This window comes from Nostoc mirabile CHAB5784, from assembly GCF_020829645.1.
GTDB classification, from domain to species: domain Bacteria; phylum Cyanobacteriota; class Cyanobacteriia; order Cyanobacteriales; family Nostocaceae; genus Nostoc; species Nostoc mirabile.
The window spans coordinates 21,413-38,105 of sequence record NZ_JAIVFS010000055.1 but is presented as its reverse complement, the minus strand read 5'-3'; the positions used below and the strand labels follow the sequence as shown (position 1 = coordinate 38,105).

20 protein-coding genes are annotated in these 16,693 nt (G+C 42.3%); 8 read left to right on the top strand and 12 right to left on the bottom strand.

The annotated features are described in order from the left end of the window. Positions 1–74: 74 nt before the first annotated feature. Positions 75–305, bottom strand: a complete 231-nt coding sequence (locus LC653_RS27675) for a hypothetical protein (RefSeq protein ID WP_229490403.1) — start codon at positions 303–305, stop codon at positions 75–77. 404 nt (positions 306–709) lie between these two features. On the opposite strand from LC653_RS27675, the gene tatC reads away from it, so the two are divergent. Further along, the gene (gene tatC / locus LC653_RS27670) at positions 710–1,504 is read left to right on the top strand and encodes a twin-arginine translocase subunit TatC (protein ID WP_229497871.1); all 795 of its coding nucleotides are present in this window, start codon (positions 710–712) and stop codon (positions 1,502–1,504) included. Positions 1,505–1,940: 436 nt separating this feature from the next. Here tatC and LC653_RS27665 read toward each other — a convergent pair whose 3' ends face one another. The 3 genes from LC653_RS27665 to LC653_RS27655 all read right to left on the bottom strand — a co-directional run bounded on the left by LC653_RS27665 (position 1,941) and on the right by LC653_RS27655 (position 4,281). After that, entirely contained in the window at positions 1,941–2,846 is a 906-nt protein-coding gene (locus tag LC653_RS27665; RefSeq protein ID WP_229497870.1) for a DUF1350 family protein, read from the bottom strand. A 434-nt stretch (positions 2,847–3,280) separates the two neighbouring features. Continuing rightward, a complete protein-coding gene (locus LC653_RS27660; RefSeq protein WP_229497869.1) occupies positions 3,281–3,838 on the bottom strand; it encodes a hypothetical protein in 558 nt (185 codons plus the stop codon). A 134-nt stretch (positions 3,839–3,972) separates the two neighbouring features. Continuing rightward, complete coding sequence (locus tag LC653_RS27655) at positions 3,973–4,281, bottom strand: DUF3067 family protein (RefSeq protein ID WP_094347877.1); 309 nt, start codon at positions 4,279–4,281, stop codon at positions 3,973–3,975. A 228-nt stretch (positions 4,282–4,509) separates the two neighbouring features. On the opposite strand from LC653_RS27655, the gene petC reads away from it, so the two are divergent. The 6 genes from petC (at position 4,510) to LC653_RS27625 (ending at position 9,570) form a co-directional block, all read left to right on the top strand. Further along, a complete protein-coding gene (gene petC / locus LC653_RS27650) occupies positions 4,510–5,049 on the top strand; it encodes a cytochrome b6-f complex iron-sulfur subunit (protein ID WP_229497868.1) in 540 nt (179 codons plus the stop codon). 106 nt (positions 5,050–5,155) lie between these two features. Continuing rightward, positions 5,156–6,157 carry a cytochrome f gene (gene petA, locus LC653_RS27645; protein WP_229497867.1) on the top strand — a complete coding sequence of 334 codons (1,002 nt, stop codon included), beginning with the start codon at positions 5,156–5,158 and terminating at the stop codon, positions 6,155–6,157. Between the two features lie 236 nt (positions 6,158–6,393). Beyond that, positions 6,394–6,714, top strand: coding sequence for an AbrB/MazE/SpoVT family DNA-binding domain-containing protein (locus LC653_RS27640; protein ID WP_229497866.1), 321 nt, complete (start codon positions 6,394–6,396; stop codon positions 6,712–6,714). Further along, positions 6,714–7,181 (top strand): type II toxin-antitoxin system YhaV family toxin, encoded by a 468-nt coding sequence (locus tag LC653_RS27635; protein ID WP_229497865.1) that lies wholly within the window; start codon positions 6,714–6,716, stop codon positions 7,179–7,181. The genes LC653_RS27640 and LC653_RS27635 overlap by 1 nt, the downstream gene beginning before the upstream one ends. A 1,186-nt stretch (positions 7,182–8,367) precedes the next feature. Further along, the gene (locus LC653_RS27630) at positions 8,368–8,733 is read left to right on the top strand and encodes a hypothetical protein (RefSeq protein ID WP_229497864.1); all 366 of its coding nucleotides are present in this window, start codon (positions 8,368–8,370) and stop codon (positions 8,731–8,733) included. Between the two features lie 129 nt (positions 8,734–8,862). Next, the gene (locus tag LC653_RS27625; protein WP_229497863.1) at positions 8,863–9,570 is read left to right on the top strand and encodes a Uma2 family endonuclease; all 708 of its coding nucleotides are present in this window, start codon (positions 8,863–8,865) and stop codon (positions 9,568–9,570) included. Positions 9,571–9,652: 82 nt separating this feature from the next. Here the strand turns inward: LC653_RS27625 and LC653_RS27620 are convergent, their stop codons facing one another. The 8 genes from LC653_RS27620 to dnaJ form a co-directional block, all read right to left on the bottom strand. After that, positions 9,653–9,850: a DUF6887 family protein gene (locus LC653_RS27620; protein ID WP_069070282.1), complete on the bottom strand. Its 198-nt coding sequence runs from the start codon at positions 9,848–9,850 to the stop codon at positions 9,653–9,655. Beyond that, positions 9,834–10,016, bottom strand: a complete 183-nt coding sequence (locus LC653_RS27615; protein ID WP_372478229.1) for a DUF6888 family protein — start codon at positions 10,014–10,016, stop codon at positions 9,834–9,836. The genes LC653_RS27620 and LC653_RS27615 overlap by 17 nt, the downstream gene beginning before the upstream one ends. A gap of 82 nt (positions 10,017–10,098) precedes the next feature. Next, entirely contained in the window at positions 10,099–11,688 is a 1,590-nt protein-coding gene (locus LC653_RS27610) for a glycoside hydrolase family 57 protein (RefSeq protein WP_229497862.1), read from the bottom strand. Positions 11,689–11,927: 239 nt separating this feature from the next. Continuing rightward, positions 11,928–12,497 (bottom strand): Uma2 family endonuclease, encoded by a 570-nt coding sequence (locus LC653_RS27605; protein WP_229497861.1) that lies wholly within the window; start codon positions 12,495–12,497, stop codon positions 11,928–11,930. Positions 12,498–12,541: 44 nt separating this feature from the next. Continuing rightward, entirely contained in the window at positions 12,542–13,282 is a 741-nt protein-coding gene (locus LC653_RS27600; protein WP_229497860.1) for a Uma2 family endonuclease, read from the bottom strand. A 151-nt stretch (positions 13,283–13,433) separates the two neighbouring features. Further along, positions 13,434–14,546 carry a small ribosomal subunit biogenesis GTPase RsgA gene (rsgA, locus tag LC653_RS27595; protein ID WP_229497859.1) on the bottom strand — a complete coding sequence of 371 codons (1,113 nt, stop codon included), beginning with the start codon at positions 14,544–14,546 and terminating at the stop codon, positions 13,434–13,436. Further along, positions 14,543–14,800: a sulfurtransferase TusA family protein gene (locus LC653_RS27590; RefSeq protein ID WP_100900138.1), complete on the bottom strand. Its 258-nt coding sequence runs from the start codon at positions 14,798–14,800 to the stop codon at positions 14,543–14,545. Before LC653_RS27590 ends, rsgA begins: the two co-directional genes overlap by 4 nt. Next, a complete protein-coding gene (gene dnaJ, locus LC653_RS27585) occupies positions 14,800–15,930 on the bottom strand; it encodes a molecular chaperone DnaJ (protein WP_229497858.1) in 1,131 nt (376 codons plus the stop codon). Before dnaJ ends, LC653_RS27590 begins: the two co-directional genes overlap by 1 nt. Positions 15,931–16,366: 436 nt before the next feature. On the opposite strand from dnaJ, the gene LC653_RS27580 reads away from it, so the two are divergent. Next, positions 16,367–16,525, top strand: coding sequence for a hypothetical protein (locus LC653_RS27580; RefSeq protein WP_229497857.1), 159 nt, complete (start codon positions 16,367–16,369; stop codon positions 16,523–16,525). The last annotated feature ends 168 nt before the right edge of the window (positions 16,526–16,693 follow it).

Genomic DNA, 16,693 nt, shown 5'->3' with positions numbered 1-16,693 from the left:
AATTACGAATTACGTTAGCGCAGCGTTAGCGAGTCTTCGAGCGTCATTACGAATTACGAATTACGAATTTAGTATCAATCTCTGCAAGTACCAGCGCGAAGACAATCTTCGGTTTGGTCATCTCTAGCCGATATTTGCCACGGAAATTTATCGAACTGAGAATTTGTGCTGTAAACGACTAGAGCAGTTATTATGGGAAGCTGGTCTTCGACAATTGACACGTCAATACTATGAGTATTGCCTAATTGAGCATTGTATAAATACACAGGCAATGCCATCAGTCCAATGCAAATTGTCCGATTCATAAAACCTCAGCTAAAAATTTCCGATTACGCTATGTATAGATACCACCTTGATCAACCGGATTTCCAAACTGAGTATTGTATGATGTTGTGTCAATTTACTCAGCGCTACTAGCCGCAGAGACGTAATTTCTAAATTATCCGTTCCACTCTTTTTTTAGGTTAAACATTGCCTACAAGATGGCTTACTACTAATTTATGCAGATGCAACCCGAAAAAACAGGACAAAAAAACCTACAGCGCTTAAAAACAATCTTGCTAGCTGCATTCCCCAGATAAAATAATGAAGAGTGCTGAGTCACCGAAATGGTCGATGACCGACAAAAAAAAGATACAAGCCCATAAATAAAAAATTTAGGGCATTGTTAATTTTGAATGCGTGAATTTTGAATTCGGAGCGAAGCGACGTGACGCCTTCACAAGACGTAGATACTGTAAACGTTCCCAACATCGACCCAGAAGGATATGGCAACTCAGACAATGATCCTCTTGATGAGTTGCCAGGTGAAGTCGAAATGTCCCTTTTCGACCACTTAGAAGAGTTGCGGCAGCGCATTTTCTATTCGCTGATTGCCGTAGCGGTGGGCATTATTGGCTGTTTCTTTGCCGTTAAGCCGATTGTCCAGCTACTTGAGGTTCCAGCACAAGGAGTAAAATTTCTCCAACTTGCACCCGGAGAATATTTCTTTGTCTCCCTCAAAGTTGCAGCCTACACTGGCTTCGTACTTACTAGTCCTTTCATTCTTTACCAGATTATCCAGTTTGTGCTTCCAGGACTGACTCGCCGTGAACGCCGTTTACTGGGGCCTGTGGTTTTGGGTTCGACTGTGCTGTTTGCTGCTGGGTTAGTATTTGCCTATTTACTCCTTATCCCCGCAGCTTTGAAATTTTTCATCAGCTACGGAGCCGATGTCGTTGAACAACTTTGGTCAATTGACAAATATTTTGAATTTGTGCTGCTCCTGTTATTCAGCACTGGTTTAGCATTTCAAATTCCCATTATTCAACTGTTGCTCGGTAATTTGAACATTGTCTCGTCAGAACGGATGGTTTCTGGTTGGCGTTACGTGATTATGGGAGCAGTAGTCTTAGGAGCCGTTCTTACACCTTCTACTGACCCCTTGACTCAAAGTCTTTTAGCAGGAGCAGTTTTAGGGCTTTATTTCGGTGGTGTTGGACTGGTGAAGCTTACAGGTAAATAACATTTGGAATAAATGATACCAATTTGAAAAAAGAATGCGACAGATGGATTTACAGAACATAGATACAAAAGGCAATTCCCAATCCAAAATCTAAAATGGTATGAGATTTTGATAGATTGGGATGCGGTGGTTGCGTTTTTCTATAATTCACAACTGCCACCTAGCAAGAATAAAGCTGAACGTGCTCTGGGAGATGGGGAGCATCCCAATTTTGCACGAAGGTGTTTGTCATTGCGTTCGCCCCTGGCGTTCCCGTTGGCGCAGCCTAAGAAGAGAAGGGTATGAAGCGGTAGCGTACCCTGCGGGAACGCCAAAGGCGAACGCAATGACAATTCATAACGTGGTTTTGATATAACTTACACATTTGGGATGCTCCCGGGAGATGAAGTAATTGTGCGAGGTATCAGCTATAGTACTCGTACCTATAGCAATTAGATTATCGAGATTTAAGTTCATCAAAGAAATGTACGATGGACTGACCTAAATGCTCAATGTAAATACTGAGCGGTTGAAAATGCCATCCTTCTAGCTCTTTATATAAATAGGGTTGAAAATGTTTATGTTTAATCTGTTCTACCATGAACGCTACGTCATCTTCAGCTATACTATCCAAATTAAAAGAAATGACGCCTGTTAAATTAAAGAGTTCTTTACTAGAGCGGATCAAGCATTCAGTTTGTTTCTGATTTGGATTGGCTAGAGAATTCGATATTCTCCAGCCCGATCTCAGAATTCTAACTGTGTTACTGATTTCAGGTGCAAGTAAGATGGAAGACTGATCCTTAATGAAAAACTGATTAACCGATTCTGTTGTAGGTAATAACTGCCCAATGACTCCTTTAGATATTTGCTGTACAGATTCTATTGAAGCTATCTGTTTAATGGCTTCGTCAGCATCTTTTTTGTCTAAGCATTCCTGAAGAATCTGCATTCGCCTTGTTGGCTCATTGCTCGAAATTTCCAAAAGAATAATGTACTTACATCCAAGGCTATGACCAAGCCATAAGTAATTAGCAGGATTTGAATATGTATTTATAACATCATCAGGTTGATTCTCTTCTCTTAAGGTTTTAATAATCTCAGTTTTAAGAAAATATTGCTCTTTGAGTAAGCCAAAAGAAACCTCCCAATGATTGAATTGAATCGGATTTAGAGGAAATCGGTATAAAATCAGTGAATATCCTTGAGCAAATAGATATTGATGTAGATATTTATATGCCCACGCAGGAAAAGAACCAAAAATAAAGCTACCAATAAATTGGATGATTCCTTTAGGATTTGGATGTAGCGCTACCTGACTGTTCGATAGCTTTCTAAAGTTTGGTTCAGTATTTTGCAACATACATATATTTAATATTTTTTAATTTTTAATAGACCACAATTAGGGATTAGGTCGAAGATGTCTGACCTAATCCCTAATTTTATTGAGTAGAAATTAAGTAATTACCAGTTTGAACTTAAAGTTAATTGAGACAGCTATAGAAATCCTATTTGATTTTTGAAAAAACTCAGTAAAACTTGAAAAGCCTTATTTCCTGTTGCCTCTTGCCTGTCTATCGCGTTGCGCTGCGCTTCTCTGCGAGACGCTTTGCGAACGCGCACCACGTAAATAAATTCAAAAATCAAAGTGGACTGCTATAGTTCGTATAGGTTCCGATTTATAGGAACATACAAAGTGTCAATAAACTAATCGAAGCATTGTCTAAACGATTGATTTTGCTAATAGAATCAATGTATGCCACACATCATGATTAGCTTAGTTTCTATCGAATAGAGTTAACTATCTTGGCTTAACTTAAATAGACTGTTTCCATTAGCAAGAGGCAACACATAAGCAATCTCACCTAGCTCGGCTCTATCTGTTCCAAAAAACGTACCTCGATGTTCAGGAGTGATTATCAACTGAGTTGTTTTTGGAGTTGATACTGAACTAATGTATATCTCGACATAACCCCGCAACTCAAAATTTGCCTCTTCTCTAAGTTCTTCATTAGTAGCATCTGGTTGCAGAATAAATAAGCCTGTATCATTAGCATTGACTGGAAATGTGAAGCGTGACTTTTGTATCTCTCCTTTAGATTCAAAATCACTGCTTACAGGGCCATCTATACCAGTGGTATCTAGAACAGTGAGAACTTTTTTAGGATCTAATCCGGGCGTTCTAGTTGTAACTACAAGGGACAGAAATACGAGTTCATTTGTGACATTGGCAATCGTAAGGAAATAGCCCTGAAGAACATTTCTCGCTAGTGGGCTAAGTTCAGGTCTTGTAGTTGTAATGCTCTTTGGAAGTTGAGGCTTAAGAAGAATTTCAAATGTTGAGATAAAAGCCATTAGTTTTCTCCTTGAGTAAGTGTATTTTTTTCACATTACAAGTGGGCAAAAGGATGATATAGCAAGTTATAGTATTTTTGTATAAAAAACACTGTGATTACTCAGAAGTTTATTAATCTTAATGCAATAGCGGGTCATAATATCCATTCCGAAGAGCGTTCACCCAAATCGAGAGGAATGCTAACAGCTTTGCCGAGGCGGGGGCGATCGCGTGTTTGGGTAATATATGTTTGTACTTGTGTTGACCCACCCAAGGCATGAAGATAATTAGCAATGCTGTCAAGATGCTCTTGGTACTCCGCCTCGCTCAAGGGAAAAGAAGCTTGCTCCAAGTATTTCCACATGACTTGCAAAAATATCTTTCCCTGTGCCCGTCGAAACTGGACATCATAAGAGTATCCCCACTTATCAAGCAACATCTGACGTAATTCCTGTCCTGTCATAGCTTTTCTCAATCAGATTTTACATTTAGTTATGATGTTAAGTTCCGTGACTCCAGTATGATAAGGATATAAAGAAATGTAATGCTAACAGAAAAGATGCTTTTTATATCTTGGAACAAAGAAGTATGGCATCGTTGTGAGCGCTAGCATTTCGACTTAGACAAGAGTTCCTCAAGTACAGTACTTTTGTCAAAATGCTTAACAAAATACACAAAGAGCGCGTAGATTATGGCTCAATTTTCTGAATCAGCAGACGTGCCCGATATGGGGCGTCGTCAGTTCATGAATCTGCTCACTTTTGGGACTGTCACTGGAGTGGCTCTGGGTGCATTGTATCCCGTTGTCAACTACTTTATCCCACCCTCAACTGGTGGTGCTGGTGGCGGTACAACGGCAAAAGACGAGCTAGGTAACGATGTAAGTGTCACTAAATTTCTAGAAAACCGGAATGCAGGCGATCGCAACCTAGTCCAAGGGCTAAAGGGAGATCCTACCTATATTGTGGTAGACAGCAAAGAAGCGATCAAAGATTATGGGATTAACGCCATCTGCACCCACTTAGGTTGTGTAGTCCCCTGGAACGTTGCAGAGAACAAGTTTAAGTGTCCTTGTCATGGTTCGCAGTATGACGAAACTGGTAAGGTTGTTCGCGGCCCAGCGCCCCTGTCTTTACCTTTGGCTCATACCACTGTAAACGACGACAAAATCGTCTTGACCCCTTGGACAGAAACCGACTTCCGCACAGGCGATGCAGCTTGGTGGGCTTAATAATTTTGTCCTTAGTCCTTAGTCATTCGTCCTTTGTTGAGGGCTTAATGACTAATGACTAATGACCAATGACTAATGACTAATTCAATCGTTGCCCTTATTAGAGATGAGAAATGTTTTCTTAAGAGCGAGGTTAACTCGCAGCGCTAGAGCGATCGTAAAAACATTGCTCATAGCGATCGCTACTGTGACATTTTACTTCACCAGCGATCTAGCCCTTCCCCAATCAGCTGCCGCCTATCCCTTTTGGGCACAGCAAACCTATCCCGAAACCCCCCGCGAACCAACAGGGCGGATTGTTTGTGCCAACTGTCACCTAGCAGCCAAGCCTACAGAAGTGGAAGTTCCCCAATCGGTGCTACCTGACACTGTATTCAAAGCTGTGGTGAAAATCCCTTACGATCTGAGCGCCCAGCAAGTTGGTGCTGATGGTTCTAAGGTTGGCTTGAACGTCGGTGCTGTACTGATGCTACCTGAAGGCTTTAAGATTGCTCCCGAAGACCGTCTTTCCGAAGAACTTAAAGAAGAAGTTGGCGACACTCCCTTCCAACCCTACAGCGAAGACAAAGAAAACGTCGTCATCGTCGGCCCCTTACCAGGTGAACAGTATCAAGAAATCGTCTTTCCAGTTCTTTCTCCCAACCCCGCAACCGACAAAAACATCCACTTCGGTAAATATTCGGTTCACCTGGGTGCTAACCGGGGACGCGGACAAGTTTATCCCACTGGCGAAAAGAGCAATAACACTGTTTACAATGCTTCCGCTACTGGCACAATTACCAAGATTGCCAAAGAGGAAGATGAAGACGGTAACGTTAAATATCTAGTCAACATCCGACCTGAATCTGGTGATGTTGTCGTTGATACGATTCCTTTAGGGCCAGAACTGCTTGTTTCCGAAGGGCAAGCAGTTAAGACTGGTGAAGCTTTGACCAGCAACCCGAATGTCGGTGGCTTCGGTCAACAAGATGCAGAAATCGTGTTGCAAGATGCCTCTAGAGTCCAATGGATGATTGCGTTCATCGCTCTTGTAATGTTAGCCCAAGTTATGCTGGTGCTGAAGAAGAAGCAGGTTGAGAAAGTTCAAGCTGCTGAGATGAATTTCTAAATTCTTTGCTAAATCATTCCTTGTAGGACAGGCTTATTGCCTGTCTTTTTTAATGTTAGTTACACGAAGCCTGGAAATTTGGGACTTAACTTATAGTCTTCTTTTTTGGAATCTGTTATATTTGATTTATAGGTTATAATAATTGTTATAACAAAAAGATAAATTCTCACATCACACTTACGATATCTCAGTATTGCATTTGAATACCTGATATTCTCATATTTAGGAATTAGCTCATGGCTATAAAAAGTTATCCCATAACTCATGCAAAGGTAGGAAATCAAGATGGGTTTCGTTTACCTCGTGCATTCTCTAAAGACTATCCCCATTTAGCTAATGCTTCAGGTCATATTGAAGTGCTATCTGATAACACGTTCTTAGTTAGATTAGAAACTGATAATGTTGATGAAGCTGATGAAGATGAGGGCATTATGATGAGCCTTTTTCTTGACTTTCTGATGAAGGATGCTATGCAAAACCCTTCTCAACTCGTTCCTTATACTCAAGAAATGAGCGATGAAATGGATGATTTACTGGCTGATGTAGTTATAGATTAATGGCTGCATTTACTTGTAATGGATGGCAAATTTTTTTCTACCCATTGTTTAACGAACAATGGGTAGAATTGCGTAATAGGGTTAGTATTTTAAAAAATGAGTTACCTAAAGAAGAATTTATTACACATTCAGATGTTAAATTCTTAAAAGCATTGAATATTGGCATTAAAGAAAAAATTCCTCAAGACCCTTTTGCTAGTCACTTTGCTTTGCAAAAACCTTTGCAAAAGTATAGCCGTCTCAAAAAAATGGGGCTACCTGAACGATATAGATTATTCTTTAGAGCATTCAAAGAACCAAAAATTATTATTATTCTTTGGTTAGGTTTTCCTCGGAAGGAAGGCGATAAAAAAGATTGTTATCAAGTTTTTAGCAAAAAAGTTGAAAATGGGGATTTTCCTGAAAGTATTGATAATCTGCTTGCAGAATGTGAGTTAGAAGATTCTGATGATAAAAACGAAGATTAAGCAGCGATTAAATACAGCTAACATTAGCAAAACTTAAAGCACACGTCAAATGATTAGCAAAGAAACTGTTGAGCATTATCTATAAGGTAATAATTGTCATGGCTGGCGTATTGTTAAACAACCACAGTTGAGTGTGATTTATGAACTTATGCCACCAATAACTTCAGAAGTTAGACACTATCACCAGCGATGTCTACGATGGGCTATGACGCTCGATAGCGCAGCGTTAGCGACGCAGGAGCGTCTGACTCGCTAACGCTGCGCTATCGGCGTCGCACCAGTTTTTCTTTATTTTATCTGGAAAGGCAACCTTAGAGATCGATGGTTCCCGCCAAGTGCTTTTCAAGTGCTAAATTGAATCTAGCCCTCGTTGAGTTAAGGCTAAAAATTCTAACTGGCGTAGGTTGGCTTGAGGAACGAAACCCAACATGATCAAGACTTTGTTGGGTAACGCTTACGCTCTACCCAACCTACTATTCTATGTTTCGGCTATTTATCAAGGAAGGCAAAAGGCAGAGGGCAGTTCAAGAGAGAGGAAAACTGCCCTCTGTTTCCTACCGTGACCGAATGTTCAAGGGTTTAAGACAAGAACACCAAATTTTCAATCTTGGTGGCTCTTTTTCAGGAGGGGTTTGAATCCTATAAGTGAAAAAAACCTTCTGCCTCCAGCAAGAACTGCTCATCAATACCATGCGGAACTCTTAAAAATATTTTTGTAACTTAATTACTAGTTTTCTGAACATCCAGAATTTATTGACAAATATCTTTTATAATTGTTTGTAAGTTAGTTAAAAATTAAATCTTAAATAAATAAAATAGCGTTATATTATAACATAAATTTCCTAATATTAATAAATATTTGATATTAATTGATTGTTGGGGTTTTTGCTGACAATTCAACGGACTTAATGTTATAAAATAATTAGTATCAAGTACAAGGAAATACTTTTTGGCAAATTGACTCTATACTATGAAGTCTATAGCTATGGCAGCTAAACCTACTAAGGCAGTCTGCATATAAAGCCATATTTACTTCCTTGGTTTATCCTCAATTTGCAAGCACCAAGTATTTTTACCAAAGTGGGATATTTCTAGCTTTTTTATTTCTCATAAGTAAGAAGCAAAAAAATGCTCCTGGTGTTGGTAGTTCCAAGCAGTCCAGAAGCTTTCAAATAATACTAAAACCATGATAACAGAATACAAGACTTTTGCTACAGTATTGCAGCAAAAAGATGATCACGCCCAAATCGAAGAAGCCATCCTGAAAATACCAAAAGTACTGGAAGAAAATCAGAGATTGAAAGAAGAAATTCAATCTCTGAAGATTTGGCAGAGCGTTTTGCAAAACATACAGCTAACTGCACCACGGGAATTTATATTACAAAATAAGTGTCAGTTACTGTGTTTTAACGGATTAGAAGCTGTAATTTCTATTCCTACTGAAGGGTGTGGAACACAGGCACAGAAAAAGTCTTCCTCAATAGAGGCGGCTTTCCGAATGGTTGTTGGTCAGCCTGTAAAAGTTCGCTTTAGATTCATAGCAAATCCCTAGATTGGTTAATGGGATATATGCTTTAGTTCCAGAGGGTGAGCAATACACCCTCTTTTTAATGTCTAGTACCTACAACTTAAAATTAGGGTTAAATTGAATCTAGCCCTAGTTGAGTTGAGGTATCCGGTCATGACAGCCTCAGTAGAGTATATCCCCGTTACCCCGATTGAGTACCCAGATGAGGATGGTAAGCCGATGGCTGAAGGTGATTTACAGCGCAAGTGTCTCGTATACGCTACCACTGTGCTGGAAATTTATTTTCAAAATCACCCAGATGTATACGTCGCTGGTAATCTATTTATTTACTACGAAAAAGGTTATCCAGAATCAGTCGTAGCCCCAGATGTATTTGTGGTGTTTGGAGTGGAAAACCGTGACAGACGCTCTTACAAAACTTGGGAAGAAAATAATCAAACCCCAGATTTTATCCTAGAGATTACCTCAAAAAGCACCCGCAGCAAAGACCAAGGCGCAAAGAAAGGAATTTATGCCTTTCTGGGAGTGCGTGAATATTTCCAATATGACCCCACAGGCGATTATCTCAATCCCCAACTCCAGGGTTTACACTTGGTCGATGGGAATTATTTCCCAGTGGCAGCCAATACCCTGCCAGATGGTACAGTGTCCCTACCCAGTGAAGTTTTGGGGCTAGAGTTACGCCTGGAACCAGGAAAACTACGTTTTTACAATCCAGCTACGGGTCAAACATTGCTAACTCATGAAGAGGAAGCAGCAGCACGACAAGCCGCAGAAGAGGCTCGACAGCAAACAGAGCAAAAAGCGCAAAGATTAGCTGCTAAACTTCGAGAATTAAATATCGATCCAGATAGCCTTTAGCTAAATCCGGCAGTGTTAATAAAATAATCGGGTGAGTATGATTTACCCACCCTAATTATGCTTACTGAATTAGACAATAATCTCAAAGCTCTCCATTAATCTTGCGCCTGATGATTTCCATCTGGGCTTGCATATCAGCTTCTGTCACAGGCATAGGATAGCCTTTAGAATTAGGGTCACGTTTGCTCATTAAAAAACGTAGAGCCTCAATGTCTTCGCGGTTTTCCACGACGTAAGCTCTCAACTCTGTAAAACTCATTTGCTCATAATTCTGGTTCATTGACAAAATCCCAGATTCCATTACTTAGTACAATGACTTGGAGTTCATCTCCAGCTAGGATGTAAACTTGCCCTGTTTTGTCGTCAAATCGAAATAAGCGGATGTCTTTGTAAAGATTTGACAGCATTTGACAAACCCGTACACAGGCTAAGGCTTGCTCTGTTATTGGTAAAATAAACGAACGCTCCTCACTACTAATATAGGGTGGGCAATGCCCACCCTACTGCTGTTGATTATTTTTTGTGAGACTATAGCGGACGATAGACGCGATAGTTAATTTCGGGGAAGATATTATCCATTAACTCGACTTTTTCCAACCAACCACTGTCAACTTTGCCGACTTTAACATCTTCGTAGAGCTTATTGAACCGCATCAGGTGCGATCGCGTCCGTCTAACTGCATAGGGTACCATTGTTCCCGTCCGCATAATAAATGCCCAGTCGGAAGATTGTGCTAATAACAATTCCCTCGCTGCTTGGTTGAGCGCTCTCCACTGCAATTCATCCTCTGGTTCCAAATGCGAGATTTCAATCATTCGTTCAGCAGCTTTGTGCAAATGCGGATAAACCCACGCGTTCGTTTCATTCAACCAATATTCGTGGAAACCCTTGAAACCCCAACTCGACTGCGAAGGACGACAGACTTGCTGAGTTGGCTGATCTCGCAAATAGTCTGCTAAATGGGTCATTTGATATGTTTTTTGGTCATACCACGACTTACGGAATAGGTAATCGATGAACCAGGGGCCTTCATACCACCAATGTCCAAATAACTCTGCGTCATAAGGCGAAACGATAATTGGCGGGCGCTGCATTACACCATAGAGATGCTCAGATTGCTGCTCTCGATTATACATAAAGTTAGCAGCGTGTTCTGCGGCCTTTTCCCTAGCCCAATAAGGATCATAAAGCGCCTTATCTGAAAGTCCTAAACCACGCCCAGTAATTTTGTGATACTTAATACCTGTATTTTTTCTCTGACCATTGGGCATGATGTAGGGCTTGATATACTCATATTCTGCTTCCCAGCCCAAATCTTTATAAAATTCTCGATATTCCGCCGCCCCAGGATAGCCCACTTCAGAAGACCATACCTGTTGGGAAGATTCATGATCTCGACCAAAGACAGCAACACCAGTTTCTGTATAAATTGGGGCATAAGTGCCAAAGCGCGGACGGGGACGGGCGTAAAGGATGCCATGCCCATCAGTGAGGAAGTAGCGCAACCCAGCATCGGCTAGCATCCGATCTAAACCTTCATAGTAGGCGCATTCCGGCAACCAAATGCCTCTGGGTGCTTGTCCAAAGGTTTGCTCGTAATGTTCGCAAGCTACCTGAATTTGCGCCCATACCGCCTCTGGATACATTTTCATCAACGGCAAATAGCCGTGAGTAGCGCCGCAAGTGATGATTTCCAGGTTGTTACTGTCTTGGAACTGCTTAAAAGCTGTCACCAAGTCACCTTGATTGCCTTCCCATATCTGACGCGCTTCTTTAAACTCAGTAATGTAATGTTCGGCTAAATAACGAAGATGTCCGTTATTGACATTATGTTCTGCTTCTAGTTCTATAAGTTCTTCTAGTTGAGTCAAGTGTGCGTCATAGCGTTCTTGCAACACAGGATCACGAAGCATCGACACTAGAGGTGGTGTCATACTCATCGTGATTTTAAAGTCGATACCGTCTCGCTTTAAGCCTTCAAATACTTTCAATAATGGAATGTAGGTTTCTGTGATGGCTTCATAGAGCCATTCTTCCTCCAGCACGTAGTCACTTTCCGGGTGACGAACGAAGGGCAGATGTGCGTGAAGTACAAGCGCGACGTAGCCGATAGCCATAGTGATTTTGGGGTGATACTTGTAAGTTGAAGGTCGAGGGTTTGGCAGAAATTAACAATATTTTAAGACTTTATGGGGATAGTGAAGATACGAGTGTCAACTTTTCATATAAAAGGAACGGGCGTTGCTGCTGCTTCATGTTAACTGTTCATTTCTAACCAAATTATCAATCCTAATCTCTAGTACCTACTAGATGTACAGTATAATTCCCAACTTTTTTTGATCGACGATCGCCAGAATTATCCAAAAAAACGCTCAACTCGAACGCCAAAACCTGGTAAAAGTGGTGATGTTATTTCGTCATCAGCCAGCAAGGTTGCAATCAGTTTTAATTGTGCAGCTTCTCGGCGATAAATTTCTAGCTGCTGTAATTGCCAATTTGCAATCCAATATTCTTGGACTCCTGTGGATGAGTAGAGTTTCAGCTTGGCTTCTCTGTCTCGACGTTCGTTAGTTGTCCCAGGAGAAAGCACTTCGACAATCAGTTCTGGCGCTCCTCTCAAATGCCCTTCCTCATCTAGCAATTGTGCTAAACGCTCACGACTAATCCAAACTACATCGGGTATGACATTATCGGCATCTGTAAAAATTATGCCGGGAGTTTGACGGGTTTCCCCTAGCCCACTAGAGCGATCCCAAATTTGTAACTCCAAGCATATATTACCCGCAGTTCCTTGATGTTTCCAGTGAGGCGCTCTAGTCACAAAGAGTTCTCCGTCAATAATTTCATAGCGCTTCCATTCGTCAGTTGTGAGTAATTCTAAGTCTGAGGTTGTCCAACGCACTTGATCGGATATTGTTTGGTTCATAGCACTATTTTTCTATGCCTAGTTTAGAGATAAAATTCTATTTCTCAGAATATTTGCTCAGGATCAATACCTGCGGTTCGCAAACGTTCTGCCAATATTGCAGCCCGTTGACGTTCTTGTTCTAACTGTTGATTTGCTTGTTCTAACTGTTGGTTTGCTTGCTCTAACTGTTGATTTGCTTCTTCCTCTGGTAACATCACCAGCTGCCTATCTGGTGTAAAAAAGCGTAATTTGCCCAAATATACTGCCAAATACAGCCCTAATTGCTGACTCCACAACCAACCTGACTCAGTGGGTACAAGGTCTTGATATTGCCCATCAACTAAGTGAAATCCCTGTAATTCTAGGTTATTTGGGTCAAACCAAAAGTAATCTGGAGTCCGAAATGTATTCTGGTATATTTGCTTTTTCAAACCTTTATCAACCGAGGCAGTGGAATCAGATAACATCTCAATAATTACATTGGGGTATTTGCCGTCTTCTTGCCACACAACCCAGCTTTTGCGGTCTTTTTTTTCTGTATCTAAAACCAGAAAGAAATCAGGCCCTCGAAATTCTTCTGATTTTTTCTGGTTAGGACTGAAATAAATAGTCAAGTTGCCGGTAGCATAAAAATCCTGACGATCGCGCCACCACCACTTGATGAGGCGGATAAGTAAATCGATTTGTTCGCGGTGCAGATCAGATTCCAAAGGGGGTTCGTCACTATAGATGTCGCCTGGTGGGAAAATTATACTTTCATTGACATCTTTTACACTAGTCGTGGTAGCGAGGGGCTGAGACATACAAGATACTTTTTCTGTTTGTATCCATGCTATCGTGACCAACCTTTACATAGAAGTGCGACACCGATAGCGTAGCGTTAGCGTTAGCGAAGCGGTAGCGAGGAACGAGCGTCCGCAGGAGCGTCATAGCCCGTCGTAGACATCGCACTTCTTATTCCTCATCTCGATATAATTCCTGCAAGTCCTGTAACTGAGTCTTGCGGGAAATTCGGCGATATTTTTTACTTTCTAGCTTGGGTTCGTATTGACTCTGCCCTTTGCCTTTGCTTTTTAACTTCATCGTAGATTCAGGATCAGCTTGTTGGTGCAGCTGAGTTTGACGAGCGATCGCATCGGACAAAAATTCTAAATAATGTTCATATCGTTCCCAGTCTCCCCGCACTGCACATTCAGGCTCGTCTCGATGCAGACAATCGCTAAACCTACAGCTAGCAACTGCTAACCGCTTTCTTGCTTCTGGGAAATAATGGATTAATTCTTCTGGGATACAATCCATGTCCGGCTGATTAAAGCCGGGGGTGTCTGCAAGCATTCCACCGTTAGGCAACTCAAATAATTCTATATGGCGAGTGGTATGACGACCACGAGCTAGTTTGCCAGAAACTTCTCCCACTCGCAGCTTTGCAGAATCAATCAGCGAATTAATCAGGCTGGATTTACCCACACCGGAAGGGCCGGCAATTACGGTAATTTTATTACTCAAATATCTGGCTGCTTGGTCGGTATTTATACCATCTTTGACGCTGATAAATATTGGTTTATAGCCCCAATCAAGTAGGCGATCGCTAACTTGCTGCTGTTCCTGCTGTGAAATTAAATCACTTTTATTCAAACATAAAAGCACATCCAAACCAGTAGACTCAGCCTTAATCAGAAACCGACTCAGTTGATAAGGTTCCAAAGGCGGATCAGCAACGGCAAATACCAATAAGATTTGGTTGACATTGGCGATCGCTGGACGATCCAATTCACTTTGGCGGGGTAAAACATCAGCGATCGCACCCCGTCCCCCAGCCCAATCTGGCTCTTCTACTACAACGCGATCGCCTACCATCACCTGTTGTCCGATTTTTTTCAGGCGTGTTCGGCGAGTACAGAGGAGGAGAGGGGGATGGGGAAGATGAGGAGGATCTTGCTCCCTCATCTCCCTTATCTCCCTCATCTCCCCATCCTGTTCATCCAGATGTACTCGGTAAAAATTAGCCTGTACAGCCACCACCGTACCCAATAACTGTCCAGTTGCAGCAAAATTTTCCCCTGTCATTGGCTAGCAACTGGACGACGTACTAACAGAGAAAAATAACTAGTGCAGTTTGTAATTTGTTCCACCTGATAACCTGCCATTGTCAGACTATCGGGAACCTGCTCAATCGGCTCACCAGGGTCTAGCCAGACTTCTAGCAAACCTCCCAATGGCATTTTCTCCAGACGTAGTTTTGTCCGCACGAAATTAATTGGGCAAGGGGTGCCGCGTAAATCAAGTTGAGCATCGGGAGTTAAAAGAGAAGAGGGCTTCATTACTTAAATAAATTTCCCAAGAATCCTTCTAGACCACCTTTACCAGTGCGATCTCCCTTAATTTTAGCCAGCTTCTCCAACAGTTCCCTCTCCTCAGGGGTGACCTTGGTAGGAATATCAATTAATACTGTCAGCATGTGATCCCCTCGACTAACGGGATTACCCAAACGGGGTACGCCGCGATTTTCCAACTTCATCACCGTATTGGGTTGGGTTCCAGCCGGAATGATCAGTTCCACAAGCCCATCTACCGTATCTACCTCTAACCGACAACCTAAAATCGCTTGCAGATAGCTAAGTTTGATTTCCGAGAGAATATTAATGCCATCCCGTTGGAATTCTTCGTCCTCATTTACGAACAAGTAAACGTATAAATCCCCAGGAGGGCCACTGCGTTGGCCGGCATCTCCTTCACTAGAAATCCGCAAGCGTGTGCCATTATCCACCCCTGCGGGAATGGTAATTTTGAGTTTCTTTGTGACTTGATTTGCGCCTTTACCATCACAGGCATCACACTTATCTTCAATTACCATCCCTGTCCCATTACAAGTGGGACAAGTTGAGACTTGGGTGAAACTGCCAAAAGGTGTTCTGGTAACACGGCGTACTTGACCCGATCCGGTACAAGTAGAACAAGTCCGGGGACGGGTTCCAGGTTTAGCACCAGAACCGCTACAGACTTCACAATTTTCTAGATGGGAAATGCGAATTTCTTTTTCACCGCCAAAAACCGCTTCCCGAAAGTCTAACTTCAGGTCTAGCCGCAGGTCATCACCCCTGGCAGGCCCACTGCGCCGTCTTTGTTGCGTGGGATTACCCATACCGCCAGCAAAGCCGCTAAAAATGCTTTCAAAGATATCGGCAAAACCACCCATATCGCCCACATCTTGGAAGCCTGAGCCAGCAGCACCTGACACACCCTCTGGGCCAAAGCGATCGTAACGAGCGCGGGTTTCTGGCTCTGAGAGTACCTCATAAGCGCGGTTAATTTCTTTAAAGCGATCCTCCGCCCCCGGTTCTTTGTTCACGTCTGGGTGATACTTTCGGGCTAAACGGCGATAGGCTTGTTTGATTTCTTCTTTGTCGGTGTCACGAGAGACACCCAGGATTTCATAATAGTCGCGGGCCATATAGCAAAGGTAAAAGTTAGAAGGAAGAAAGCAGAAGGTGAGCCTGCGCGATCTTGGGGAGCCACTGCGGTCTTGGGGGTTTCCCCCATGAGCAAGTGGCGTGGTTGCCCCCATAAGCGACTGGCGTTAGCGCAGCGTTAGCGACGTTAGGAGCGTCACCCGAACGCGAACAGCGTCTCCGTCAGGAGAAGGGCAGTAGAACGTCACGGTCACTTGCTACCCTACAGAAAAGTGTTTTACCTACAGATTGCAAGAGCAACACATTATTCTTTAGAGAGCGGCTTGCCGGAGGTCGGGCAGAAGATAAAATTAATTTTTGTTAATAACTGATTTTACCCTTTACCCTTTACAAAAATCACCGACAAATCTTCAGCAACAGGTGCTTTCCTCGTGGGAGACGACAAAAGCGATAGAAGTTAAGAGCGGGGGAAGCCTTATGCTCAGACTTCTCACTGCCGAGTCGGCTGTCTCTTTTACAATTGTGCTACGTAGCAGAGGAAAACCCCGCCCATCAACAAAGGGGCTAGCCGCACCATTAGGTGTGGAAAACCACCCAGATGCAATGGAAGTGCATCTGAATTGGCAGACTGCCTAGCCCAAAGTAATTTGCTTCTACAATCTAGCAAACCGTTGGGGTCTTGTGAAACTTCGCTAAATTTATAATCAATTAATAGATATATTAAAGTGTCTTAATAAAAATCTGCAACTTAGGGGAGTGGGGAGTGGGGAGTAGGGAGTGGGAAGAGGGGAGGCAGAGGACAAG